Origin of the sequence: Reyranella soli (genome assembly GCF_007992495.1) — a bacterium.
GTDB classification, from domain to species: domain Bacteria; phylum Pseudomonadota; class Alphaproteobacteria; order Reyranellales; family Reyranellaceae; genus Reyranella; species Reyranella soli.
The window spans coordinates 1-22,522 of record NZ_BKAJ01000175.1; the positions used below are offsets into that span (position 1 = coordinate 1).

25 protein-coding genes are annotated in these 22,522 nt (G+C 66.6%); 12 read left to right on the forward strand and 13 right to left on the reverse strand.

Features of this window, described 5'->3' with window-relative positions:
- Positions 1–72: 72 nt before the first annotated feature.
- The 9 genes from RSO01_RS39025 to RSO01_RS39065 all read right to left on the reverse strand — a co-directional run bounded on the left by RSO01_RS39025 (position 73) and on the right by RSO01_RS39065 (position 7,303).
- Entirely contained in the window at positions 73–1,098 is a 1,026-nt protein-coding gene (locus tag RSO01_RS39025) for an amino acid ABC transporter substrate-binding protein (RefSeq protein ID WP_147156001.1), read from the reverse strand.
- A 50-nt stretch (positions 1,099–1,148) separates the two neighbouring features.
- Entirely contained in the window at positions 1,149–1,529 is a 381-nt protein-coding gene (locus RSO01_RS39030) for a type II toxin-antitoxin system VapC family toxin (RefSeq protein WP_218037599.1), read from the reverse strand.
- 1 nt (position 1,530) lies between these two features.
- Positions 1,531–1,776 carry a type II toxin-antitoxin system Phd/YefM family antitoxin gene (locus RSO01_RS39035; RefSeq protein ID WP_147156003.1) on the reverse strand — a complete coding sequence of 82 codons (246 nt, stop codon included), beginning with the start codon at positions 1,774–1,776 and terminating at the stop codon, positions 1,531–1,533.
- A gap of 49 nt (positions 1,777–1,825) precedes the next feature.
- Positions 1,826–2,605, reverse strand: coding sequence for a succinate dehydrogenase iron-sulfur subunit (locus RSO01_RS39040; RefSeq protein ID WP_147156004.1), 780 nt, complete (start codon positions 2,603–2,605; stop codon positions 1,826–1,828).
- A gap of 15 nt (positions 2,606–2,620) precedes the next feature.
- Positions 2,621–4,459, reverse strand: a complete 1,839-nt coding sequence (gene sdhA / locus RSO01_RS39045) for a succinate dehydrogenase flavoprotein subunit (protein ID WP_147156005.1) — start codon at positions 4,457–4,459, stop codon at positions 2,621–2,623.
- A gap of 2 nt (positions 4,460–4,461) precedes the next feature.
- Positions 4,462–4,848: a succinate dehydrogenase, hydrophobic membrane anchor protein gene (gene sdhD / locus RSO01_RS39050; RefSeq protein WP_147156006.1), complete on the reverse strand. Its 387-nt coding sequence runs from the start codon at positions 4,846–4,848 to the stop codon at positions 4,462–4,464.
- Between the two features lie 10 nt (positions 4,849–4,858).
- On the reverse strand, positions 4,859–5,257 hold the full coding sequence (sdhC, locus tag RSO01_RS39055) for a succinate dehydrogenase, cytochrome b556 subunit (protein WP_147156007.1): 399 nt from the start codon (positions 5,255–5,257) through the stop codon (positions 4,859–4,861).
- 112 nt (positions 5,258–5,369) lie between these two features.
- Positions 5,370–6,425, reverse strand: a complete 1,056-nt coding sequence (locus RSO01_RS39060) for a MaoC family dehydratase (protein WP_147156008.1) — start codon at positions 6,423–6,425, stop codon at positions 5,370–5,372.
- Entirely contained in the window at positions 6,422–7,303 is an 882-nt protein-coding gene (locus RSO01_RS39065; protein ID WP_147156009.1) for an HpcH/HpaI aldolase/citrate lyase family protein, read from the reverse strand. The genes RSO01_RS39060 and RSO01_RS39065 overlap by 4 nt, the downstream gene beginning before the upstream one ends.
- Before the next feature lie 66 nt (positions 7,304–7,369).
- On the opposite strand from RSO01_RS39065, the gene pdxY reads away from it, so the two are divergent.
- Genes pdxY through RSO01_RS39095 form a run of 6 tightly spaced genes read left to right on the forward strand, consistent with a single transcriptional unit; the run spans position 7,370 to position 11,901 of the window.
- The gene (pdxY, locus tag RSO01_RS39070; protein ID WP_147156010.1) at positions 7,370–8,221 is read left to right on the forward strand and encodes a pyridoxal kinase PdxY; all 852 of its coding nucleotides are present in this window, start codon (positions 7,370–7,372) and stop codon (positions 8,219–8,221) included.
- A 7-nt stretch (positions 8,222–8,228) separates the two neighbouring features.
- Entirely contained in the window at positions 8,229–8,924 is a 696-nt protein-coding gene (locus RSO01_RS39075; RefSeq protein WP_147156011.1) for a LysE family translocator, read from the forward strand.
- 18 nt (positions 8,925–8,942) lie between these two features.
- The gene (locus RSO01_RS39080) at positions 8,943–9,881 is read left to right on the forward strand and encodes a radical SAM protein (protein WP_147156012.1); all 939 of its coding nucleotides are present in this window, start codon (positions 8,943–8,945) and stop codon (positions 9,879–9,881) included.
- A complete protein-coding gene (locus RSO01_RS39085; protein ID WP_174825985.1) occupies positions 9,878–10,555 on the forward strand; it encodes a TIGR04283 family arsenosugar biosynthesis glycosyltransferase in 678 nt (225 codons plus the stop codon). Before RSO01_RS39080 ends, RSO01_RS39085 begins: the two co-directional genes overlap by 4 nt.
- A complete protein-coding gene (locus RSO01_RS39090) occupies positions 10,552–11,139 on the forward strand; it encodes a TIGR04282 family arsenosugar biosynthesis glycosyltransferase (RefSeq protein ID WP_147156013.1) in 588 nt (195 codons plus the stop codon). Before RSO01_RS39085 ends, RSO01_RS39090 begins: the two co-directional genes overlap by 4 nt.
- Positions 11,140–11,178: 39 nt before the next feature.
- Positions 11,179–11,901 (forward strand): nitroreductase family protein, encoded by a 723-nt coding sequence (locus RSO01_RS39095; protein ID WP_147156014.1) that lies wholly within the window; start codon positions 11,179–11,181, stop codon positions 11,899–11,901.
- A gap of 22 nt (positions 11,902–11,923) precedes the next feature.
- Here RSO01_RS39095 and RSO01_RS39100 read toward each other — a convergent pair whose 3' ends face one another.
- From RSO01_RS39100 to RSO01_RS39110, 3 genes are all read right to left on the reverse strand, one after another.
- A complete protein-coding gene (locus tag RSO01_RS39100; RefSeq protein WP_170303700.1) occupies positions 11,924–13,294 on the reverse strand; it encodes a tetratricopeptide repeat-containing glycosyltransferase family protein in 1,371 nt (456 codons plus the stop codon).
- Between the two features lie 168 nt (positions 13,295–13,462).
- Positions 13,463–14,476, reverse strand: coding sequence for an aspartate-semialdehyde dehydrogenase (locus RSO01_RS39105; protein ID WP_147156016.1), 1,014 nt, complete (start codon positions 14,474–14,476; stop codon positions 13,463–13,465).
- Positions 14,477–14,676: 200 nt separating this feature from the next.
- Entirely contained in the window at positions 14,677–15,645 is a 969-nt protein-coding gene (locus RSO01_RS39110) for a Bug family tripartite tricarboxylate transporter substrate binding protein (RefSeq protein WP_170303701.1), read from the reverse strand.
- Here RSO01_RS39110 and RSO01_RS49630 point away from each other — a divergent pair.
- Entirely contained in the window at positions 15,644–15,769 is a 126-nt protein-coding gene (locus RSO01_RS49630; protein ID WP_281291603.1) for a hypothetical protein, read from the forward strand. The two genes, RSO01_RS39110 and RSO01_RS49630, sit on opposite strands and share 2 nt — an antisense overlap.
- Here RSO01_RS49630 and RSO01_RS39115 read toward each other — a convergent pair.
- A complete protein-coding gene (locus RSO01_RS39115; protein WP_170303702.1) occupies positions 15,766–17,160 on the reverse strand; it encodes a sulfatase-like hydrolase/transferase in 1,395 nt (464 codons plus the stop codon). The genes RSO01_RS49630 and RSO01_RS39115 overlap by 4 nt on opposite strands.
- Positions 17,161–17,283: 123 nt before the next feature.
- Between RSO01_RS39115 and RSO01_RS39120 the strand changes: the two genes are divergently transcribed.
- The 5 genes from RSO01_RS39120 to RSO01_RS39140 all read left to right on the forward strand — a co-directional run bounded on the left by RSO01_RS39120 (position 17,284) and on the right by RSO01_RS39140 (position 22,472).
- On the forward strand, positions 17,284–18,495 hold the full coding sequence (locus tag RSO01_RS39120; protein WP_147156019.1) for a CaiB/BaiF CoA transferase family protein: 1,212 nt from the start codon (positions 17,284–17,286) through the stop codon (positions 18,493–18,495).
- On the forward strand, positions 18,492–19,697 hold the full coding sequence (locus tag RSO01_RS39125) for a CaiB/BaiF CoA transferase family protein (protein ID WP_147156020.1): 1,206 nt from the start codon (positions 18,492–18,494) through the stop codon (positions 19,695–19,697). The genes RSO01_RS39120 and RSO01_RS39125 overlap by 4 nt, the downstream gene beginning before the upstream one ends.
- A 3-nt stretch (positions 19,698–19,700) precedes the next feature.
- Positions 19,701–20,105, forward strand: a complete 405-nt coding sequence (locus tag RSO01_RS39130; RefSeq protein ID WP_147156021.1) for a VOC family protein — start codon at positions 19,701–19,703, stop codon at positions 20,103–20,105.
- A gap of 241 nt (positions 20,106–20,346) precedes the next feature.
- The gene (locus RSO01_RS39135) at positions 20,347–20,676 is read left to right on the forward strand and encodes an Mpo1-like protein (protein WP_147156022.1); all 330 of its coding nucleotides are present in this window, start codon (positions 20,347–20,349) and stop codon (positions 20,674–20,676) included.
- A gap of 20 nt (positions 20,677–20,696) precedes the next feature.
- Entirely contained in the window at positions 20,697–22,472 is a 1,776-nt protein-coding gene (locus tag RSO01_RS39140; protein WP_147156023.1) for a DUF255 domain-containing protein, read from the forward strand.
- Positions 22,473–22,522: the final 50 nt, after the last annotated feature.

The following is a 22,522-nucleotide window of genomic DNA, read 5'->3' on the forward strand; positions in this document are numbered from 1 at the left end:
TTCATGAGCGCGCAGGATGCGCGCGGTCCAGGAGACCATGACGCGCGACTGGAGTCGCGCGCCCCCAGCAGATCAGCGGAACGGGATCGCGTACAGCAGGCCGCCGTTGGTCCACAGCGCGTTCTGGCCGCGCTCGAGCTTGAGCGGCGTGGCCGTGCCGACGTTGCGCTCGTAGCTCTCGCCGTAGTTCCCGACCTGCTTGATGACGTTGTACATCCACTTCTCGTCGACGCCGACCGCCTTGCCGAAGCTCGGCGTGACGCCCAGGAAGCGCTTGATGGAGGGATCGTCGCTCTTCAGCAGCTCGTCGACGTTCTTCGAGGTGATGCCCATCTCCTCTGCCTCGATCATGCCCATCAGCACCCACTTCACGAGATCGAACCACTGGTCGTCGCCATGGCGCACGATCGGGCCGAGCGGCTCCTTGGAGATGCGCTCGGGCAGGATCACGTGCTCGCCCTTGCCGGCGAGCTGGGCGACGCGTACAGCAGCCAGCCCCGAAGCGTCGGTGGTGTAGGCATCGCAGCGGCCGGCGGCGTAGGCCTGCAGCAGCTCGTCGAGCTTCTCGATCAGCACCGGCTTGAAGGTCATCTTCTGCTTGCGGAAGTAGTCGGCGAGGTTGAGCTCGGTGGTGGTGCCGGGCTGCACGCAGACCGTGGCGCCGTTCAACTCCTTGGCGCTCTTGATGTTGCTCTTGGCCGGCACCAGGAAGCCCTGGCCGTCATAGAAGTTGACGCCGGCGATGTTGAAGCCGAGCGAGGTGTCGCGCAGCAGCGTCTGCGTGGCGTTGCGCGTGATGACGTCGACCTCGCCCGACTGCAGGGCGACGAAGCGCTGCTGCGCCGTGGTCGGCGTGAACTTCGACTTCTCGGCATCGCCGAACATGGCCGCCGCGATCGCCTTGCAGAGATCGACGTCGAGCCCCGTCCACTTGCCCTGGCTGTCGGCCATGGAAAAGCCCGCCAGGCCGGTATTGACCGCGCACTGCACGAAGCCCTTGGCCTTGACGGCATCGAACGTCTGGCCAGCCGACGCCGGCAGCGCTGAGAGAGCGACGGCACCGCCAAGCGCGGTCGCCGCAATGAGTTTGTGAAGCATCCCTGACCCCTGTTATTTGTCGAGCCAGCATAGCAAAAGCCGCGCCTACGTCAGACCGCTCCGAGAAGGGGCACTCCGTAAGGGACCAAACGGCGGTCCTGCGTCACGAGAACCAAGCGTTCGATCCTTGCTTGGGCGACCAACAATCGATCGAAAGGATCAGTGTGATGCAACGGCAGCGATCCTGCTGCATCGGCGTGACCTGGCGTTATGCTGAGCGCCTCAAATCCAGCCTTGGCAATGGCGTCCAGCGTGTCGTGATTGAAGGCAAGCTTGCCGATCATACGCTTGATCGAAATTTCCCAGACGCTGGCGGCGCTCACTACAACTCTGTTTTCCGCGTCACCAATGGCCGACCGCGTTCCCTCGCTCAAACGCGCAGGGTCGACGTTCCACCAAATGAACACATGCGTGTCGAGCAGCAACTCCACGTCAGGGATCGTATCCGAATTGTTTGAGCAACTCTGGCGGAAGCGGCGCATCGAAATCGTCCGCCACGTACGTCACGCCTAGGAAGTTCTGCGGTTTGCGACGTTCTTTCTTGGGGCGCGGTACGGGCACGAGCTTAGCCATCGGCTGGCCATGCTTGGCGATGACGATCTCCTCGCCGGACGCAGCACGATCCACCAGCGATGAAAGCTGGTTCTTGGCTTCGTAGAGGTTGAAGACCTTGGTCATGAGAATTTGGCCAACTTGGCCAAATTCTACATCCCAGCTGCCAAGTCGGTCAAATCGTCCGCTCGACCATCATCTTCTTGATCTCGGCGATGGCCTTCGCCGGGTTCAGGTGCTTGGGGCACGTCTTGGTGCAGTTCATGATGGTGTGGCAGCGATACAGCCGGAACGGATCCTCCAGCTGGTCGAGCCGCTCGCCCTTGGCCTCGTCGCGGCTGTCGGCCAGCCAGCGATAGGCCTGCAGCAGGATCGCCGGGCCGAGATAGCGCTCGCCGTTCCACCAGTAGGACGGGCACGAGGTCGAGCAGCAGAAGCACAGGATGCACTCCCACAAGCCGTCGAGCTTGGCGCGCTCCTCGGGCGACTGCAGGCGCTCGCGCGTCGGCGGCTGGGTCGAGGTCTTCAGCCACGGCTCGATCGAGGTGAGCTGGGCGTAGGGCACGTTGAGGTCGGGCACCAGGTCGCGCACCACCGGCATGTGCGGCAGCGGGTAGATCTTGATGTCGCCCTTCACGTCGGAAATGTACTTGGTGCAGGCCAGCGTATTGGTGCCGTCGATGTTCATCGCGCACGAGCCGCACACGCCCTCGCGGCACGAGCGACGGAAGGTGAGCGAGCTGTCCATCTCGTTCTTGATCTTGATCAGCGCGTCGAGAACCATCGGACCGCAGGTGTCCATGTCGACTTCGTAGGTGTCGACCGACGGGTTCTTGCCGTCGTCCGGCGTCCAGCGATAGACCTTGAACAGCTTGATGTTCTTGGCGCCGCCCGGCGCCTTGTAGGTCTCGCCCGTGCCGATCTTGGAATTGGCGGGCAGTGCGAACTCAGCCATCGCTTCCTCTCGAACTCAGTACACGCGAGCCTTGGGCGGGAACGACTGCACGTCGTTGCTCATCGGCTGCAGGTTGACCGGGCGGTAGTCGATACGGGTCTTGCCGGTCTTCTCGTCGACCCACACGACCGTGTGCTTCAGCCAGTTCTTGTCGTCGCGCTCGGGGAAATCCTCGTGCGCATGCGCACCGCGGCTCTCGTGGCGATTGGCGGCCGAGTACATGGTGCCCATCGCCTGCAGGATCAGGTTCTCGAACTCCAGCGTCTCCATCAGGTCGGAGTTCCAGATCATCGAGCGGTCCTTGACCCGGATGTCGTCCTTGCCGGCGAACACCTTGTCCATGTTGGCGCAGCCGTCCTTCAGGCTCTGCGTGGTGCGGAACACCGCGCAGTCGTTCTGCATGGTCTTCTGCATCAGCGCGCGCAGCTGGGCCGTCGGCGTGCCGCCCTTGGCGTGGCGTGCCCGGTCGAGGCGGGCGATCGCCTCCTGGCCGGCGTCCTTGATCTGCTTGTGCGTCTCGCCGGGCTTCAGCTGCTCGGCGACGCGGTTGGCGGCGGAGCGGCCGAACACGACGAGCTCGAGCAGCGAGTTGGAGCCCAGGCGATTGGCGCCGTGCACGCCGATCGAGGCCGCCTCGCCCAGCGCCATCAGGCCGGGCACGGCATAGAACGGATCGCCGTCCTTAACCGTCATTGCATCGCAGTGATAGTTCGCCGGGATGCCGCCCATGTTGTAGTGGCAGGTCGGCAGGATGGGGATCGGCTGGCGGGTGACGTCGACGCCGGCGAAGATGCGCGCCGTCTCGGCGATGCCCGGCAGGCGCTCGTGGATCACCTTCGGGTCGAGATGCTCGACGTGCAGCTCGATGTAGTCCTTGTTGGGACCGCAGCCGCGGCCCTCGCGGATCTCGATGGTCATCGAGCGGCTGACGACGTCGCGGCTAGCGAGGTCCTTGGCCGACGGCGCATAGCGCTCCATGAAGCGCTCGCCGTTGCCGTTGGTGACGTAGCCGCCCTCGCCGCGCACGCCCTCGGTGATCAGGCAGCCCGCGCCGTAGATGCCGGTCGGATGGAACTGCACGAACTCGAGGTCCTGCAGCGGGAGGCCGGCGCGCAGCACCATGGCGCCGCCGTCGCCGGTGCAGGTGTGGGCCGAGGTCGCCGTCTGGTAGACGCGGCCGTAGCCGCCGGTCGCCAGCACCGTCTTGTGGGCGCGGAAGCGATGGATGGTGCCGTCGTCGAGGTTCCAGGCCATGACGCCGCGGCACACGCCCTCGTCCATGATCAGGTCGAGCGCGAAGTACTCGATGAAGAACTCGGCGTGGTTCCGGAGCGACTGCTGGTAGAGCGTGTGCAGGATGGCGTGGCCGGTGCGGTCGGCGGCAGCGCAGGTGCGATGCGCGATGCCCTTGCCGTACTCGGTGGTCATGCCGCCAAACGGGCGCTGGTAGATCTTGCCCTCGGGCGTGCGGCTGAACGGCACGCCGAAATGCTCCAGCTCGATGATCGCCGGGATGCCGTCGCGGCACATGTATTCGATGGAGTCCTGGTCGCCCAGCCAGTCCGACCCCTTGACGGTGTCGTACATGTGCCAGCGCCAGTCGTCGGGACCCATGTTGCCCAGCGCCGCCGAGATGCCGCCCTGCGCCGCCACGGTGTGGCTGCGGGTCGGGAACACCTTGGTGATGCAGGCGGTCTTGAACCCCTTGTTGGCCATGCCGAAAGTCGCGCGCAGGCCCGAGCCGCCCGCGCCCACCACCACGACGTCGTACTCGTGGTCGATGACGGTGTAGGACGTGCCGCCGATATTGAGGGTGCCCGCATCGCCGCCTTCGTTCTTGCCGACCTCGGCCATTCTCAGCCTCCGAATCCGATACGCAGGATGGCCACGATGGCGGCCAGCCCGAAGAACACCGCAATGAATCGCATCAGGACGATCAGCGCGAGCTTCATGCCTTCGTTGTGGACGTAGTCCTCGACCACGACCTGCATGCCGAGCTGACCGTGATGCAGGCCGATGACGATGGTCAGCACCAGCAGGACCATGACGACCGGCGAGCCGATCCAGGCGCGCACGACGCCGTAGTCGGCGCCGCTCATCATGATCAGCGAGACGGCGAACCACACGACCAGCGGGATCAGCGCCACCGCGGTGACGCGCTGCGCCCAGAAGTGATGCACGCCTTCCTTGGCCGAGCCGAGGCCGCGGGCGCGCGAGAGATGAGTGCGACGATCGCTGTCCATCAGCCCCTCCTCACGCCAGCCTGAGGCCGACGATCCACGAGACGATCGTGGCGGCGAGCGACACGGCGACGACGATCCAGCCGCTGCGATAGGCGTCCTTCAGCTCGAAGCCGTAGCCCATGTCCCAGAACAGGTGCCGGATGCCGTTGCACAGGTGGTAGAAGGCGCAGAACAGCCAGCCACCGAGGAAGATGCGACCGAGGATCGAGACGTTGAAGCTCTGGAACATGGCGTACGTCCGGGGGCTCGCCGAAGCGAACACCACCCAGACCACGAGATAGAGAGCCCCGACCGAAAGTGCCATGCCCGTGGCGCGATGCAGGATCGACAGCATCGAGGTGAGCTGCGGCTTGTAGACCTGCAAATGTGGAGAAAGCGGCCGATGTACCGGCCGATTGGCGACGCTCATCGCGCGAAAACCCCTATTGCCGACATCGGCTGAGCTTTTTTAGCGCTCGCCTGCTTCAAGTCAACGAAAGTCGCCGCGACGTGCACCTTAAGTCTCGGATTTCTCAGCGAAATTAAGCGCGCCGCGGCATCAGCAGCCAATAGTCGAGATCGAGCGTGACGGCCGGGTGATACTTGCCGTCGGCGTGCTTGCCCGGGAAGGAATCGCAGGGGAAGTCCTTGGCCGCAATGAGACGCATTCGCAACGCGCCCAGATCCGCACGGCCGGGCAGTGGCGCCTTCTCCAGCACCTCCGACCAGGCATAGATCGTGTCGCCGCCGAAGGTCGGGCCGACATGGCTGCCGGCGTTGATGGCCGCCAATCGGAAGCCGTTGGCGAGACCGTTGAAGGAGAGCGCGCGCGCCAGCGAGATGACGTGGCCGCCGTAGGCGAGCCGGCGGCCGAAGCGCGTGTTCTTGCCGGCGAAGGCGTCGAAATGGACGCGCGCGGTATTCTGATAGAGCCGCGTCGAGAACATGTGGTCGGAATCCTCGAGCGTGATGCCGCTCACATGGTCGATGCGCTCGCCGGGCTCGTAATCCTCCCAGCGATGCGGGGAGCCCGCCACGACGTCGTCGTAGCCGCCGAGCTTCAGCCCCTCCGGCACGATCAGGTCGGCCGGCGCCACCGCCGCCGCGGTCTTCGGCACGACCGGCGCGCCGACCGCCGCCTGCGGATCGCGCTTGTGCACCATCACCCAGCGCACGTAGTCCAGCACCATCTCACCCTTCTGGTTGGTGCCGGTCGAGCGCACCCAGACGACGCCGCTTGCCTTGTTGGAATTCTCGCGCAGGCCGAGCACCGTCGACTTCGACTGCACCGTGTCGCCGGGATAGACCGGCACGCCCCAGCGGAACTCGGCATAGCCGAGGTTGGCCACGGCGTTGAGCGAGATGTCGTTCACGGTCTTGCCGATCACGACGTGGAACACCAGGAGATCGTCAAGTGGCGCGCGTAAAAGGCCGATCGAGCGCGCGAACTCGTCCGACGAGTTTATGGCGAAGCGCGAGCCGTAGAGGCCGACGTTCAGCGCCGCATCGGCCTCGGTCAGCGTGCGCGGCGTGGCGTGGCGGAATTCCTGGCCAACGCGGAAGTCCTCGAAGAAATTTCCCGTGCTGGTCTTGCTCATGCCGCGGCCTGCAGTTCCTTGATGGCCGAAGCGAGCGCCAATGCGCGCTCGGCCTGCTCGACATGCAGGTTCTCGATCATGCGGCCGTCGACCGTGACCACGCCCTTGCCTTCGGCCTGCGCGGCCTTGAAGGCGGCGACGATCTTGCCCGCCATCTCGAGCTCGGCAGCCGAGGGCGCGAAGATCTCGTTGCAGGGCTCGACCTGACTGGGATGGATCAGCGTCTTGCCGTCGAAGCCCATCTCCAGGCCCTGCTGGCAGACGGCGCGGAAGCCCTCGCTGTCCTGGATGTCGTTGTAGACGCCGTCGAGGATCGCGAGCCCATGGGCGCGGGCCGCCAGCATGCCGATGCCGAGCGCGGTGATCATGGGCAGCCGCATCGGCGTGTGGCGCGCGCGCATGTCCTTCACCAGGTCGTTGGTGCCCATGACGAACAGGCCGAGCCGCGGATGGGCGCCGGCGATCTCCTCGGCGCGCAGGATGCCCTTGGGCGTCTCCATCATCGCCCACACCGCCATGGTGCTGGGCGCGCCCGCCGTATCGAGCAGCGACACGACGTGCGTCACTTGCGTCGCGCTCTCGACCTTGGGCACCAGGATCGCGTCGGCGCCGGACTGGGCGATGGCGGCGATGTCGGCCTCGCCCCACGGCGTGCCGAGGCCGTTGCAGCGGATGACGATCTCGCGCTTGCCGTAGGCGCGGCTCTCGGCCGCCAGCACGACGTTGGTGCGCGCCGCCTCCTTGGCCTCGGGCGCCACGGCGTCCTCGAGGTCGAAGATCAGCGCGTCGGCCGGCAGGGTTCTGGCCTTCTCCAGCGCGCGCGTGTTGGCGCCCGGCATATAGAGGACGCTGCGGCGCGGGCGGACGGTCTGCGACATGACGGCTCCCTGAAAAACGCGCCGGACTATAATGGCGGGCCTCCTTGTGGCAAGGTGGCCCGCGGCATGCGCTTTCTCTCGCTTCAGAGCCATGTTGCCTACGGCTACGTGGGCAATCGGGCTGCGACTTTTCCCTTGCAACGATTGGGCCACGAGGTCTGGGCGGTCAACACGGTCGAGTTCTCGAACCATACCGGCTATGGCGCGTGGCGTGGCCGCACGGCGCCTGCGGACCAGGTCGCCGACATCGTGGCCGGCATCGAGGCCCTGGGCATGTTGTCGCGCTGCGACGCGCTGCTCACGGGCTATGTCGGCGATGCCGCGCTGGGCGACGTGGTGCTCGACACCGCACGCAAGGTGCGGGCCGCCAACGCCAAGGCGGTGTGGTGCTGCGACCCGGTGCTGGGCGACGTCGACACCGGCATCTACGTTAAGCCCGGCATCGACACCTTCTTCCGCGAGCGCGCCCTTCCCCTGGCCGACCTCATAACGCCCAACCACTTCGAGCTGGAGCACCTGACCGGGGCCAAGGTCGCGACCATGGCCGATGCGCTGGCCGCCGCGCGCAGCCTGCTGAAAGGGCCGCGCCTCGCATTGATCACCAGCCTGCGCCGCGCCGACGCACCGGCCGACCAGGTCGAGATGGTCGCGGTGAGCCGGGACGCGGCATGGCGCATCGCGACGCCCCTGATCGGTTTCGAGGTCGCGCCCAACGGAACGGGCGACGCCGTCGCCGCGTTGTTCTTGGCGCACTGGATCGAAAGCGGCGATGTGCCGGCAGCACTCGGCAAGGCAGCGTCGTCGATCTACGCCGTGCTCGAGGCCACGCGGGCCATGGGCGAACGTGAACTCCAACTCGTCGCGGCACAGGATCGAATGATCGCACCGTCCCGCCGCTTCACTGCCGAAAAGCTGTAGCCGGTCGATGAACGTTCCGGGCTTTCACTTCAACCCGATCGCGCTTGCCATCGAGGGCGCGGCCATCGGCTTCCTGATCGCCGTGCCGGTCGGGCCGGCCGCAGTGCTGTGCATCCGGCGCTCGATCACGGTGGGCGCCGTGGCGGGTTACATGACCGGCGTCGGCGCGGCGCTGGGCGATGCGGTGTTCGGCGCGGTCGCCGCCTTCGGCCTGTCGATCGTCGAGCAGTTCGTCATCGAGCGCGAGAAGTGGCTTCTCGGCATCGGCGGCATCGGCCTGATGATCATGGGCTGGGTGACCATGCGCCACAGGCCGCGCACCGTCGGCGACCCGGTGGCCGACGACCGCGAGCACCAGGTGGCGACGCACTTCCACTATGCCAGCTCGAGCTTCTTCATCACCGTGTTCAATCCATTGACCGTGATGGCCTTCGGCGCGGCCTTCGCCGGCCGCAACCTTGCAGGCGTCGGCGCCAATCTCGCGGATGCAGCGCTTCTGGTGGCGGCGGTATTCTGCGGCGCGCTCGCCTGGTGGGCGATCATCTGCACGGCAGCCGTATCGCTGCGCCACCGCTTCACCGGGGTCGGCATGTTGTGGCTGAACCGCGCCTCGGGCGCCGTGATCCTGGGCTTCGGCGTGGTGGCGTTGATCTCGCTGCTGCCGCTGCCATGGAAGCAGATCGGTCACGCGCTCGGGCTCTAGTCCCGTTATACTGGACCGATGCTGCCCGTTCTGCTCGATCCCACGAAATTCCAGGACGCGCTTTTGACCGCCAAGGGCGAGGAGCGTGCCCATGTGGCGCTGCGGTCGCTCGAGACCCTGTGGTTCAATACCGGCACGCTCTGCAATCTCAGCTGCCAGAACTGCTACATCGAATCCTCGCCGCGCAACGACCGGCTGGCCTATCTGTCGGCCGCCGAGGTCCGGGTCTACCTCGACGAGATCAAGCGCGACGGCCACGGCACGAAGCTGATCGGCTTCACCGGCGGCGAGCCGTTCATGAACCGCGAGCTGCCGGCGATGCTCGAGGATGTGCTGTCGCGCGGCCTGAAGGCGATGGTGCTGACCAACGCCATGAAGCCGATGCACAGGATGAAGCCCGCTTTGCTCGGCCTGCTGGCGCGCTACGGCCGCAACCTCACCGTCCGCGTCTCGGTCGACCACTACGACAAGACGCTGCACGAGAAGGAGCGCGGAGCGCACACCTGGAAACCGACCATCGACGGCCTGGTGTGGCTGGCGCAATCGGGCTTCGACGTCCATGTCGCGGGACGGCACTTCTCGGACGAGACCGACGCCCAAGTGCGTGCGGGCTATGCCCGGCTGTTCGCAGCGCTCGGCATTGCGATCGATGCGGCGAGCCCCGTGTCGCTGGTGCTGTTTCCCGAGATGGACGCCCGGGTCGATGTTCCCGAGATCACCACGGCCTGCTGGGGCATCCTGAAGAAGTCGCCGGACAGCGTGATGTGCGCCTCGGCCCGCATGGTGGTGAAGCGCAAGGGCGCGACGCAGCCCGCCGTCGTCGCCTGTACCCTGTTGCCCTACGACCCGCAGTTCGAGCTCGGCAACACCTTGGCCGAAAGCGTCGGCGCCGTGCGCCTCAACCATCCGCATTGCGCCAAGTTCTGTGTTTTGGGCGGCGCGGCCTGCAGCCAGTGACGACCGACATCGACGTCGTCATTCCGACCCTGAACGCTGCCCGCTCCCTGGCCCATACTCTCGAATCCCTGAGGGGCGACCACGACTTGAAGCTGTCGATCACGGTGTGCGACGGCGGCTCGCGCGACGATACGGCGTCGATTGCGCGCCAGGCGGGCGCCGCCGTGCTGGAAATCGAGCCCGGTCGCGGCAAGCAGCTTGCGGCGGGCGCGATGGCGGGCGGCGCGCCGTGGCTCCTCTTCCTCCACGCCGACACGAGGCTGTCGGCCGGATGGGCCGCGGCAGCGCGCCAGCTCATGGCGCGGCCGGCGCGGAAAGCCGGCTACTTCCGTCTGCGCTTCGACTCCGCCGATCCACGCGCCCGACGCATCGAGAGACTGGCGGCCTGGCGTTGCCGCACCTTCGGCTTGCCCTATGGCGACCAGGGCCTGCTGATCGAGCGCGCCTTCTACCAGCAACTCGGCGGCTTTCACGCTTTGCCCTTGATGGAGGATGTCGACTTCGTGCGCCGCATCGGCCGGCGCAATCTCTTGCCTCTCGATGCCGACGCCATCACCTCGGCCGCGCGCTACGAACGCGACGGCTGGCTCGCCCGGCCGATGCGCAACCTCGGCTGCCTTGCGCTCTACTTTGCCGGGCTGCCGCCGACCGTCATCCGGCGCCTGTACGGATGAAGCGTCACCTCGTGATCTTCGCCCGCGTCCCGCAGTTCGGACGCGTGAAGCAGCGGTTGGCGGAGGCGATCGGCCCGTTGGCCGCGATGCGCTTCTATCGCCAGACGCTCGATCGCCAGATCCGGACCTTGTCGCGCGATCGCCGCTGGACGGTCTGGTTGTTCGTCACGCCCGACCATGTTCTCGACCACCCGGCCTGGCACCGAGCGAACGTGCGCGGCCAGGGACGAGGCGACCTGGGCCGACGCATGAAGCGGCCGTTTCGTCTGTTGCCGCCCGGCCCTCTCGTGCTGGTCGGCAGCGACATCCCGGCGATGCAGCCGCGCCACATCGTGCGAGCCTTTGCGCTGCTGGGAGACCATGACCTGGTGTTCGGTCCGGCAACCGACGGCGGCTTCTGGCTGATCGGCGCGCGGCGCGGCCGGCCCTTGCCGCGTTCGCTGTTCGCGAAGGTGCGATGGTCGACGCAGCATGCCCTGGCCGACACGCTGGCGACGATTCCGCCGGGATACACGACGGCCATCGCCGATACGCTCGACGATGTCGACGATGCCAATGATCTGCGACGCTGGCACGGATGTTGAAACGCCCAACGCCTTGCCATCCCGAAGGGAGTGAACCCCATGCCCGCATCGTTCCCGACGCAGCCTGCCATCGGTCTGTTCGAGGCGATCTACACCGCCCGCTCGCTGCGGCACTTCAAGCCCGATCCGGTGCCGCCGGCGCTGATCGAGCGCGTGCTCGATGCCGCCATCCGCGCCTCGAGCGGCGGCAACACGCAGCACTGGACCTTCCTCGTCGTGCGCGATGCGGAGAAGCGCCGCCAGCTCGGCGCGCTCTACCGCCAGGCATCGGACTACCAGAGCGCGGTCTACGCCGCACGGCCCAAGCCCGAGCACCTGAGCGAAGCGCAGTACGGACAGTTCCTCGCCAACAGCGGCTACCTCTGGGACCACATGGCCGACGCGCCGGTCATCCTGGTGCCCTGCCTCGCGAGGCGCGAGCCGCCCGAGCGCACGAGCCTCCCGGAAGTCGTGCAGGCGCGCTATGCCGATCATCTCGCCAACGTCCAACGGATCAGCGGGTCGAGCATCTATCCGGCGATCCAGAACGTCATTCTCGCCTGCCGGGCGCTCGGGCTCGGCACGGTGATCACGACCAACCACATCCTGCTCGAGAACGAGGTGAAGGCCGTGCTCGGCATCCCCGAGCACATCGCCACGTTTGCGCTGATGCCGATCGGCTATCCGACGCGGAAGTACGGGCCGCTCACCCGCAAGCCGGTGGCCGAGGTCACGTTTGCCGACACCTGGGGAAACCCGTGGCCTGACACGGCAGCAAGCTAGGACCGCTGCCTAGGAACGCTGCCTAGGACCGCCGCTTGAGCTGCTCGAGCTCGCGGCGCACGTCGGCAAACACCGCATCCCAGTCGCCCGGCCGCGGCTGGCGGAACAGGCGCGCGCTCGGATACCACGGCGCGCGCGTGCCGCCGAGCTGCCAGCGCCAGTCGACCGTCGACGGCGACAGCACCCAGGTCTGAATTCCCATTGCCGCCGCCAGATGGGCGATCGGCGCGTCGATCGAGATCAGGAGGTCGAGCTGCGACAGCGCCGTCGCCGCCTCGGCGAAATCGAAGATGCCGCGGCCGACATCGTGCACCAGGCCGCCGGCGCCGAAGGTCTGGATGTCCTTCTGATGCACCCCGCCCTGCAGGCTGAACAGCAGCAACTCGGGGTCGCCCGAGAATTCCATGAAGCGCCCGAACGGCACCGAGCGCTGGCGGTCCTGCGGCCGGCCGGGCATGCCCGCCCAGTAGATGCCGACGCTGAGCTTGGCCTTCTCGATGCGGCCGAGCTTGATGCGGCTGTCGACCGGCGCCTTGAGGTAAGGCGCCTGCAGGGCCGGCGCGTCGAAGTCGGCGCGGCAGAGATGCGGCAGCGACACCATCGAGGCATGCAGGTCGAAGTCGGGCAACGGCTCGCCCTCGGCGACGACGTGGTCGATGAAATCGACGGTGCCCAGAAGATCCTTCAGCAGCGCCTGGCAGAGCACGATGACGGTGGCGCCGCGGCGCTTGAGCTCACGGGCGAAGCGCACGAACAGCAGCACGTCGCCCAGCCCCTGCTCGGGATAGAGCAGGATGCGCTTGCCGCCGATCGGTGCGCCGTCCCACGCCGGTTGCCGGAAATCCGGCGCCGGCGTCTCGGGCAGGCGCTTGCGCGCCTCGTAGGCGGCGAAGCCCTGTGCCAGCTCACCACGCATCAGCAGCGCGAGCGCAAGCTCGACGCGGGCGCGGCGATTGTCGGGATTGAGCGCCAGCGCGCGGCCAAGGCAACCGACCGCCTCGTCGATGCGGCCGAGATCGCGCAGGCAGAGCGCCAGATTGAAGAAGCCCTCGCCGTAGTCGCGGTTGAGCGTGATCGAATGGAAGTGATGCTTCACCGCCTCGTCGAGACGGTTGGCGGCGCGCAGCGCATTGCCGAGGTTGGAATGCAGCGCGGGATTGTCGGGATCGGCTGCCAGCGACAGGCGATGATGCGACACCGAGGCTTCGAGCTTGCCCGCGAGGCGCAACGCCACGCCGAGATTGTTGTGCAGCTCGGCGTGATAGGGCCGCACGGCCAGGAGCTTGAGGTACGAAGTGATCGCCTCTTCGAGTCGGCCGGCGCGATGGGCTTGCGCCGCCAGTCGAAGCTGCTGGACGAATGTGTCATCGCCACCGAACAAAGGCGTTGGCACAGCACTGGCCTGCGATTCCGGGCGGAGAGGGTAAAGCGACGGGATGTCGTTCACCCTCTTATCTTACATGAAATATCGTTCTTAACCACCTGTAGTTAAAAGATTTTCATTTAGATTCAGAGCCATAGAAGGAATGCCGAGACCAAGCGCTTGCAGCAAATCCTTCTACTAGATGTAGCCGCGGATCAGCTCTTCGGCGATCTGCACGGCGTTCAGCGCCGCGCCCTTGCGCAGGTTGTCGCTGACGATCCAGAGCGAAAGCCCGTTGTCGACCGTGGGATCGGTGCGCACGCGGCTCACGAACACGCCGTCCTGGCCGGTGACTTCCTGCGGCGTGACGTAGCCGCCGTTCTCGCGACGATCGACGACCAGCACGCCGGGCTGGGCGGCGAGCACGCGGCGCGCCTCATGCTCGTCGAGCGGCCGTTCGAGCTCGAGGTTCACCGCCTCGGCATGGCCGATGAACACCGGCACGCGCACGCAGGTCGCGTGCACCTTGATCTTGGGATCGAGGATCTTCTTGGTCTCGACTACCATCTTCCACTCTTCCTTGGTCGAGCCGTCGTCCATGAAGACGTCGATGTGGGGAATGACGTTGAAGGCGATGCCCTTGGTGAATTTCTTGGCCTCGAGCGTCTGGTTCACGAAGAAGCTCTTGGTCTGGTTCAGAAGCTCGTCCATGCCTTCCTTGCCGGCGCCCGACGTCGACTGATAGGTCGACACGACAACGCGCTTGATGCCGGCGGCCTCGTGGATGGGCTTCAGCGCCACCACCATCTGGATGGTCGAGCAGTTGGGATTGGCGATGATGCCGCGCCCCTTGTAGCCCGCGATCGCATGGGCGTTGACCTCGGGCACGACCAGCGGCACGTCGGGATCCATGCGCCAGTAGGAGGTGTTGTCGATCACCACGGCGCCGGCCTTGGCGGCGCGCGGGCTGTGCTCGGCCGACACCTTGGCGCCGGGCGAGCTCAGCACGATATCGATGCCCTTGAAGTCGAACTTGGCGAGGTCCTGGACCTTGAGCACGCCATTCTCGCCGAACGAGGTCTGCTTGCCCGCCGAGCGCGCCGAAGCGAGTGCCACGACGTCATCGGCCGGGAAGTTCCGCTCGGCCAGGATCTGCAACATTTCGCGCCCGACATTGCCGGTCGCGCCGACGACGGCGACTCTGTAGCCCATGGCTCACCTGTATGAAGGAGGCAGGGAGATACGCGCGGAGGGGCGGTTTTGCAAGGAAGCGTCCGTCGCTCAATTCAGCCCCCATGCTCCTCTCCCCCTCGCCTTTCATGCTCCTCTCCCCCTTGGGGGAGAGGCTGGGTGAGGGGGTGATGCAGGAGGCGATCTTCGTGTTGCACCCCTCACCTAGCCTCTGGCGACGCCTACTGATCCGCCGACGCCCCCGACGCCTTGATGATCGGCAGCCACAGCGTCAGGTCGTCGCGCACCAGCTTCTGGGCCTGGGCCGGCGAGTCCGGCGGCAGCATCTCGATGCCCTGGGCCAGCATCTTTTCGCGCACCGCAGGCAACTGGCCGATGCGGTTCAGCTCGGCATTGAGCTTGCCGACCACCGGCTCGGGCGTGCCGGCCGGGACGGCGTAGCCCATCCAGGTGTTCACGACGTAGTCCTTCACGCCCGATTCGATCATGGTCGGGACGTCGGGCAAGAGGTCAGAGCGCTTCTCGCTGGTGACGGCGATCGCCTTCAGCTTGCCGCCCTTGATCAGGCCGATGACCGTCGGCGTGTTGAATAGGCCCATGGTCACCTCGCCGTTGGCCACCGCCTGGATGCCGGCGGGCGTGGCGCGATAGGGCACATGCTGCAGCTTCACGCCCGTCCGCATCTCCAGGAGCACGCCCGACATGTGATGGCTGGTGCCGACGCCGCCCGACGAGAAGGTGAGCTCGCCCGGCTTGGCGCGCGCCTGGGCGAGCACGTCGGCCACCGTCTTGGCCGGATTGTCGGGATGCACGATCAGCACGTTGGACACGCCGCCGCTCACCGCCACCGCCTGCAGGTCCTTCAGCGAATCGTAGCCGGGCGTCTTGTAGAGTCCCATGTTGAAGACCAATGTTCCCTGGCTCACCAGCGCCACGGTGTAGCCGTCGGCCGACGCTCGGGCTGCCTCGGCGGTGGCGATGGTGCCGCCGGCGCCGGTCTTGTTGTCGACCACGATGGTCTGGCCCAGCGACTTGCCGAGCTCCTCCGCGAAGATGCGCGCCACGATGTCGGCCGTGGCGCCCGGCGCCAACGGTACGATCAGGCGGATCGGCTTGGCGGGATAGGTCTGCGCACGCACGGCACCCGATGCCGCGACCAGCGACGCGGCAAGGAACGCTCTCTTCGTCATGACCATCGTTTGCTCCCTGTTCGAGGTCTCCCAGCCCCTCGATGTCATCCTGAGCGAAGCGAAGGATCTCATGCCGGTGGCGAGCGGCGATGAGGTCCTTCGCTTCGCTCAGGACGACAGTTAAAGCCCGACCGACTGAGCCACCAATGTCGCAAGCTGCCTGCGCAACCGTGCGACCGTCGCGCGTTCGCCGCGCTTGTTGATCAGGTTGTGCATTTCATAGGGATCGGTCTTGAGATCGTAGAGCTCGTCGCACGCCACGCCGTCGAGCGATTTCTGCGTCCAGTGGATGTACTTGTGACGCTTGGTCCGGATCGCCTTGTAGCTCATGCCGATGAGCCACGGCATGGCGTTCTCGCTGAAATACTCGCACATGAATGACGAGCGAATCGCCTTGCCGTTTTTCGCGATGGGCCGAAGCGACAGTCCCTGCATGTGCTCGAAGTCGGCCTTCTTGCCGCCCGCGAGATCGACGATGCTGGGCGCGATGTCGAGCGCCAGCACCAGCTCGTCCTTCACCGTCCCCGGCTTGAACCATGCGGGATAGCGGATCAGGAACGGCGACTTGATGCCTTCCTCGTAGGCGAAGCGTCGCTCGGGTCCCAACCCGTGCTCGCCGAAGAAGTAGCCGTTGTCGCCCAGGAACAGGATGAAGGTGTCGTCGAGCTGGCCGGTCTCCTCCAGCGCCTTGAAGACCTCGCCCATGCCCTCGTCGACCGACGCCATCATGGCGGCGCGCAGCCGGATCTCCTCATCGGTGCCGGCCTTGATGCCGTCCAGCACCTTGCGCGAGGCTTCGTTGCCCTTGAGCTGGAAGGCCTCGGTCCAGGCCGGCTTGTCCTTCGCCACCTCGGCCAACGGCAACGCATTGGGCCGGCGCGGGAAGTGCGCGCCCTTGTAGAGATCGGCATGGCGCTCGGGCACGCGATAGCCGCCCTTGCTGAGATCGATCGTACCGTCGGCCGCCTGGAAGGCGTCGGGATGCACCGCCTTGTGGGCGAAGAACAGCGCGAAAGGCTTGGTCCGCGGCTTGCGCAAGAACTCGACGGCGTGATCGTTCAGAAGATCGGTGATGTAGCCTTTGTGCTGGCGCTCATCGCCGTCGATGTTCAGCACCGGGTCGACGATCGAGCCGTGTCCCGGGAAGCTTACCCAGCGGTCGTAGCCCGGCCGCGGGCCGCCCGAGTTGCCCATGTGCCACTTGCCGACATGGGCCGTCTCGTAGCCCAGCCGCTGCAGGATGCCGTGATAGTTGGGCAGGCGATGGCTGTGGGCGTCGCGCGCCACGTTGTCGATGATGCCGTGCCGGCTGGCGTACTGGCCGGTGATGATCGAGGCGCGGTTGGGCGAGCAGAGCGGCGTGGTGTGGAAGGCCGACGTGAACATCGCGCCTTCATGGCCGATGCGGTCGATGTGCGGCGTCTTCATGAAGGGATGGCCGCAGATCCCGAGCTCGTCGAACCTGAGATCGTCGATCAGGACGACGATGAAGTTGGGCTTTTTCTTTGCTGGCACGATGTCATTCCCCACTCAGTTCGCTGAAGCACGCCGCGTGCCGAAACACCGTAGCCACCGGCCTTGACGGAGGCCAGAGGCTCGCGCCCTTAATCGACCGAACGAGATTTTCGGGGACCGTCAATGACCGAGCCTGGCCTGCCGCTGGCAGGATTGCGCGTATTGGATATCAGTTCGTTCATCGCCGCCCCCGCCGCGGCGGTGGTTCTAGGCGACTGGGGCGCCGACGTGATCAAGGTCGAGGGACCCGACGGCGATCCCAACCGCCGCATCATGCACGATTCGTCGAACTACCCGAAAAGCGCAGTCAACTATCCTTGGCACATGGACTCGCGCAACAAGCGGTCGATCGTGCTCGACCTCAAAAAGCCCGACGCCCGCGCGGCACTCGACCGGCTGATCGCGATCTCGGACGTGCTGATCTGCAACTTCCCGCCGCTCGTGCGCGATCGGCTCGGGCTGGATTACGAGGCGGTGAAGAAGGTCAATCCCCGGCTGATCTATGCCTCGCTCACCGGCTACGGCGAGAGCGGGCCGGACCGCGACCGGCCGGGCTTCGACGCCACTGCCTACTTCGCGCGCTCCGGCCTTCTGGACGCCCAGCGCTATGAAGGTGGGCCACCCGGCGTGCCAGTCCCGGCGCAGGGCGACCGGGCGACCGCCATGGGCCTGGTTTCAGCGATCCTGATGGGCCTGATGCAGCGCATGAAGACCGGCGAGGGTTCGTGGGTCGGCACGTCGCTGCTCGGCAACGGCCTGTGGTCGTGCGGCGTCATTGCCCAGGCGGCGCTGGTCGGCGCCTACCTGCCGCACCGCCCGCCGCCCGAGCGGCCGCGCTCGGCGCTGGGCAACATCTACCGCACCGCCGACGACCGCTGGCTGCAGCTCACCATCGTGCGCGAGGACAAGATGTGGCCCGGCGTCTGCGCCACTATCGGCCGGCCCGAGCTCGAGAAGGATGCCCGCTTCGCCACCGTCGCCGACCGCCGCCAGCGTTCGGACGAGCTTGCCGCCATCCTGCACGACGCCTTCGCGCAGAAGGACTACGAGTACTGGCGCGAGACCATGGCGAGCCACGGCATCACCTTCGGCGTCATCAGCCGGCCGCAGGACGTGCCCGACGATCAGCAGGCGGTGGCCTGCGGCGCCGTGGTCGAGACCAAGATCGCCGAGATGCCGCGCACGCTGGCCAACCCCATCCGCCTCAGCTTCGCCGAACAGCAGGTCGCCCGGCCGGCCCCGGCGCTTGGCCAGCACAGCGACGAGATACTGGCGCAAGCCGGTCTCACGCCCGACGAGATCGCGGCCCTGCACAAGAGTGGTGCCGTGCCATGAGCGAGTTGCCCCTTAGCGGGCTTATCGTCCTCGACGTCAGCTCGTTCATCGCGGCGCCGGCAGCGGCGGTCGCGCTGGCCGACTTCGGCGCCGACGTCATCAAGATCGAGCCACCGGGCGACGGCGATCCCCATCGCAACAGCTACCGCAACGCCAGCTACCCGCAGAGCGACAAGAACTTCGCCTGGCAGCTCGACGGCCGCCTGAAGCGTTCGCTGGCGCTCGACCTCAAGAACGACACGGCGCGGCCCGTGCTCGAGCGACTGATCCAGCGCGCCGACATCATGATCGTGAACTTCCCGCCGCCGGCACGCGAACGCCTGAAGCTGCGCTGGGAAGACATCGAACCCGTCAATCCGCGACTCATCTATTGTTCGCTCACCGGCTACGGCGAGACCGGCCCCGACCGCGACCGGCCGGGCTTCGACGTCACCGCTTATTTCGGCCGCTCCGGCATCCTCGACCTGGCGCGCTACGAGGACGGGCCTCCTGGCCTGTCATTGCCGGCGCAGGGCGACCGCGCCACGGCCATGACCCTGGTCGCGGCGATCCTGCTCGGCCTGCGCCAGCGCGACCGCACCGGCAAGGGCTGCTGGGTCGGCACCTCGCTCTATGCCAACGGCGTCTGGTCCAACGGCACCTCGGCTGCCGGCGCGCTGGTCGGTGCGCACCTGCCGCCGCGCCAGGCGCCCGACAAGCCGCGCAACGCGCTGACCAACCTCTACCGCACCAAGGACGATCGCTGGCTGCAGCTCCTGCTGGTGCGCGACGACCGGCTGTGGCCGGTCCTGTGCAAGGCCATCGACCGTCCCGACCTTTTGGACGACCCGCGCTTCACCGAGCGCGCCGACCGCCGCACGCGATCGCTCGAGCTGGTGAAGGAGCTGATGCCGGTGTTCGCGCAAAAGACCTATGCCGAGTGGGAAGCGACCTTCGCCGGCACCGGCATCCCCTTCGGCGTCATCGGCCGGCTGGCCGAGGTCGTCGACGACGAGCAGGCGGACCATGCCGGCATCTTCGCCGACACGGCCAACCCCGAGGTGCCGCGCACGGTGAACAACCCCATCCGCCTGGGTTTCGCCGAGCCGCGAAAGGCGGGGCCACCGCCGGCGGTCGGCCAGCACAATGAGGAGATCCTGCGCGAAGCGGGTTTCTCCGCCAACGAGATCGACGCGCTCAAGAAGTCGGGCGCGTTGGGCTGAGAGATGGCGCACCTCAGCCTCGTCGCCCTCGTCGTGAAGGAATACGACCCGGCCATCGATTTCTTCGTCCGCATCCTGCGCTTCGAACTGGTCGAAGACGTCCCTTCGCTCACCAATGACGGACGGTCGAAGCGGTGGGTGGTCGTCCGCGCACCCGGCGCCGCGACCGGCATCCTGATCGCCAAGGCGGACGGCGAGGAACAGGAGCGCATCGTCGGCAACCAGTTTGCCGGCCGCGTCGGCTTTTTCCTGCAGGTGGATGACTTCAGCGTGAGCTACGACCGCATGGTCGCGGCGGGAGTGACCTTCGTGAAGCCGCCGCGCACCGAGCCTTACGGCCGGGTCGCGGTTTTCCTCGATATCGCGGGTAACAAATGGGACCTTCTTGGACCGGCGCCTAATACCTGACCACCCTCCCCTGTCATCGCAGGGCTATCGCATTTGACCAATTTCCCGTCATCCCGAGCGGAGCCGCCCGAAGGGCGGCGTAGTCGAGGGACCTCTTCTTGTCGATGCATCAACAAAAACAGGTCCCTCCGCTTCGCCTCGCTACGCTCGGCTCCGGTCGGGAAGTTTGCAGTGTTATGCGATAACCCTCGCCCGTAAGGCGGGGGAGGTGAAAGCGGCCGCTTCGTCGTATGATGGCCGCATGGCCACCCATCGCACCTATGCCGAGTTCTGGCCGTTTTATCTGCGGGAGCACCGCAAGCCGCAGACACGGGCGCTGCACTATGTCGGATCGATCGCCTCGGTCGTTTTGCTGATCTGGGCCGTGGCCACCCAGAGCTGGTGGTGGCTGCTGGCGGTGCCGGTAGCGGGATACGCCTTCGCCTGGTTCGCCCACTTCTTCGTCGAAAAGAACAAGCCGGCGACCTTCAAGGCGCCCTGGTGGTCACTGATCAGCGACTACCGCATGTGCGGGCTGTGGCTGACCGGCCGCCTCGGTAACGAATTGATGAAGTACCAGATCCGCGGCTGACCGCCGGGCGTAGAGAGGGCATGCGCCGCCTCCTCGCCCTCCTCCTGCTCGTTTTCGCCCTTCCAGCCCGCGCCGAGACCCCCGCGCTGCCGTGGGCAAAGTGGGACCCCGCCTTGTTCGATCTGGCTGCTCGCGAGGACAAGTACATCCTGCTGCACATGGCGGCGGTGTGGTGCCACTGGTGCCACGTCATGGAGCGCACGACCTACCGCGATCCCGCGATCCAGCAGCGCATCGCCGAGAAATTCATCGCCGTGCGCGTCGACCAGGATTCCGACCCTGCCCTCTCCTACCGCTACGAAAACTGGGGCTGGCCCGCCACCATCATGCTCGACAAGGACGGCAACGAGATCTTCAAGCGCCGCGGCTACATCCCGCCCGAGCTGTTTACGAAGCTGTTGGCTGCCGTCATCGAGGATCCCTCGGCCTTGCCAGCCTATACGGGCGTCGCCGCCGTCGATCCCAATGCCGTCGCCCTCTCAGCCGAGCGTCGCGCCCGCACCGAAGACTTGCTGCTTAAGAACTACGACAAGGCCAATGGCGGCTTCGGCGACACCCACCGCTTCATCCACGGCGACACGCTCGAATGGGTGCTGGAGCGCGGCCGCGACCTGCAGCGAAACGCCGAACCCGAAGCTTGGCGCGAAATGTCGGCACGCACGCTTGCCGGCGCGCGCCGCCTGATCGATCCGGTGTGGGGCGGCATGTTCCAGTATTCCGACAAGCTCGACTGGTCGGGCCCGCACTACGAGAAGCTCTTGAACATCCAGCGCGACGCCGTGCGCGCCTATGTCCTGGCGTACCAGATCAGCGGCGACCCCGCCGACCTTTCAGCAGCACGCGACATCGCCCGCTGGTTGATGGATTTCATGCGCGCGCCCAATGGCGCCTTCTACACCAGCCAGGATGCCGACGCCGGCCCGACGCTGCACGGCGACGTCTTCTATGCCAGGACGGACAGCGAGCGCCGCGCCGGCCCGCAGCCGCCGATCGATCGCAACGCCTATGCACGCGAGAACGGCTGGGCGATCGCGAGCCTGGCCGCACTGTACGACGTCACCGGTGATCCGGCGCTGATCGACGCCGCGACGCGTGCCTTCGACTGGATCGTTGCCAACCGCCGCGCGCCCAGCGGCGGCTTCGGCCACGCGCGCGCGTCCGACGACGACACCCATCTCGGCGACACGCTGTCGATGGCCGAGGCCGCGATCGCGCTCTATCGCAGCTCCGCCGAGCGGCGTTACCTCGGCGTGGCGATCGAGCTCGGCGAAGTGATCGTGCGTGACCATCGCGATCCGTCGGGCGGCTTCATGGTGTGCGCGCCCGAGCCCGGCGCGAAGGGCGTGCTGGCCAAGCCGGTGAAACAGGTCGACGAGAACGTCGCCAGCGTGCGCCTGCTCAACCTGTTGGCCCGCGCCGCCGCTCGGCCCATCTTCAAGGAAGCGGCCGAGCACGGCATGCGCTACCTGATCGCGCTGGCCGAAGAAGACCTGATCGTGCCCGGCGCCCTGCTGGCCGACCGCGAACTGTCGCGCGAGCCCGCCCACATCACCATCGTCGGCGCCAAGGACGATCCCGCGGCGCGCGCGCTCTACGAAGCCGCCCGCACCTACCCGACGCGCTACTTCCGCATCGAATGGCTCGATCGCCGCGAGGGGCCGCTGCCGGCGGCCGACGTCGAGTATCCAGAACTGCCCAAAGCCGCCGCCTTCGCCTGCGCCAACGGCGCCTGCTCGATTCCCGTGTTCGCCCCGGAGGACGTCCACCGCATCGCTGTCAAAGTCGACGATCGATAAAGCGCCTTCGACTCAAGCCTCCTCTCCCCCGATAGGGGGAGAGGTTGGGT

Coding starts and splice junctions, on each gene's coding strand:
- RSO01_RS39060 (WP_147156008.1), bottom strand. CDS start 6,425: ATGAGCAAGACCAGCACGGGAAATTTCTTCGAGGACTTCCGCGTTGGC.
- RSO01_RS39125 (WP_147156020.1), top strand. CDS start 18,492: ATGAGCGAGTTGCCCCTTAGCGGGCTTATCGTCCTCGACGTCAGCTCG.
- RSO01_RS39135 (WP_147156022.1), top strand. CDS start 20,347: ATGGCCACCCATCGCACCTATGCCGAGTTCTGGCCGTTTTATCTGCGG.
- RSO01_RS39065 (WP_147156009.1), bottom strand. CDS start 7,303: ATGTCGCAGACCGTCCGCCCGCGCCGCAGCGTCCTCTATATGCCGGGC.
- sdhA (WP_147156005.1), bottom strand. CDS start 4,459: ATGGCCGAGGTCGGCAAGAACGAAGGCGGCGATGCGGGCACCCTCAAT.
- RSO01_RS39095 (WP_147156014.1), top strand. CDS start 11,179: ATGCCCGCATCGTTCCCGACGCAGCCTGCCATCGGTCTGTTCGAGGCG.
- RSO01_RS39130 (WP_147156021.1), top strand. CDS start 19,701: ATGGCGCACCTCAGCCTCGTCGCCCTCGTCGTGAAGGAATACGACCCG.
- RSO01_RS39040 (WP_147156004.1), bottom strand. CDS start 2,605: ATGGCTGAGTTCGCACTGCCCGCCAATTCCAAGATCGGCACGGGCGAG.
- RSO01_RS39025 (WP_147156001.1), bottom strand. CDS start 1,098: ATGCTTCACAAACTCATTGCGGCGACCGCGCTTGGCGGTGCCGTCGCT.
- sdhD (WP_147156006.1), bottom strand. CDS start 4,848: ATGGACAGCGATCGTCGCACTCATCTCTCGCGCGCCCGCGGCCTCGGC.
- RSO01_RS39110 (WP_170303701.1), bottom strand. CDS start 15,645: ATGACGAAGAGAGCGTTCCTTGCCGCGTCGCTGGTCGCGGCATCGGGT.
- RSO01_RS39105 (WP_147156016.1), bottom strand. CDS start 14,476: ATGGGCTACAGAGTCGCCGTCGTCGGCGCGACCGGCAATGTCGGGCGC.
- sdhC (WP_147156007.1), bottom strand. CDS start 5,257: ATGAGCGTCGCCAATCGGCCGGTACATCGGCCGCTTTCTCCACATTTG.
- pdxY (WP_147156010.1), top strand. CDS start 7,370: ATGCGCTTTCTCTCGCTTCAGAGCCATGTTGCCTACGGCTACGTGGGC.
- RSO01_RS39140 (WP_147156023.1), top strand. CDS start 20,697: ATGCGCCGCCTCCTCGCCCTCCTCCTGCTCGTTTTCGCCCTTCCAGCC.
- RSO01_RS39120 (WP_147156019.1), top strand. CDS start 17,284: ATGACCGAGCCTGGCCTGCCGCTGGCAGGATTGCGCGTATTGGATATC.
- RSO01_RS49630 (WP_281291603.1), top strand. CDS start 15,644: ATGACCATCGTTTGCTCCCTGTTCGAGGTCTCCCAGCCCCTCGATGTC.
- RSO01_RS39090 (WP_147156013.1), top strand. CDS start 10,552: ATGAAGCGTCACCTCGTGATCTTCGCCCGCGTCCCGCAGTTCGGACGC.
- RSO01_RS39035 (WP_147156003.1), bottom strand. CDS start 1,776: ATGACCAAGGTCTTCAACCTCTACGAAGCCAAGAACCAGCTTTCATCG.
- RSO01_RS39075 (WP_147156011.1), top strand. CDS start 8,229: ATGAACGTTCCGGGCTTTCACTTCAACCCGATCGCGCTTGCCATCGAG.
- RSO01_RS39080 (WP_147156012.1), top strand. CDS start 8,943: ATGCTGCCCGTTCTGCTCGATCCCACGAAATTCCAGGACGCGCTTTTG.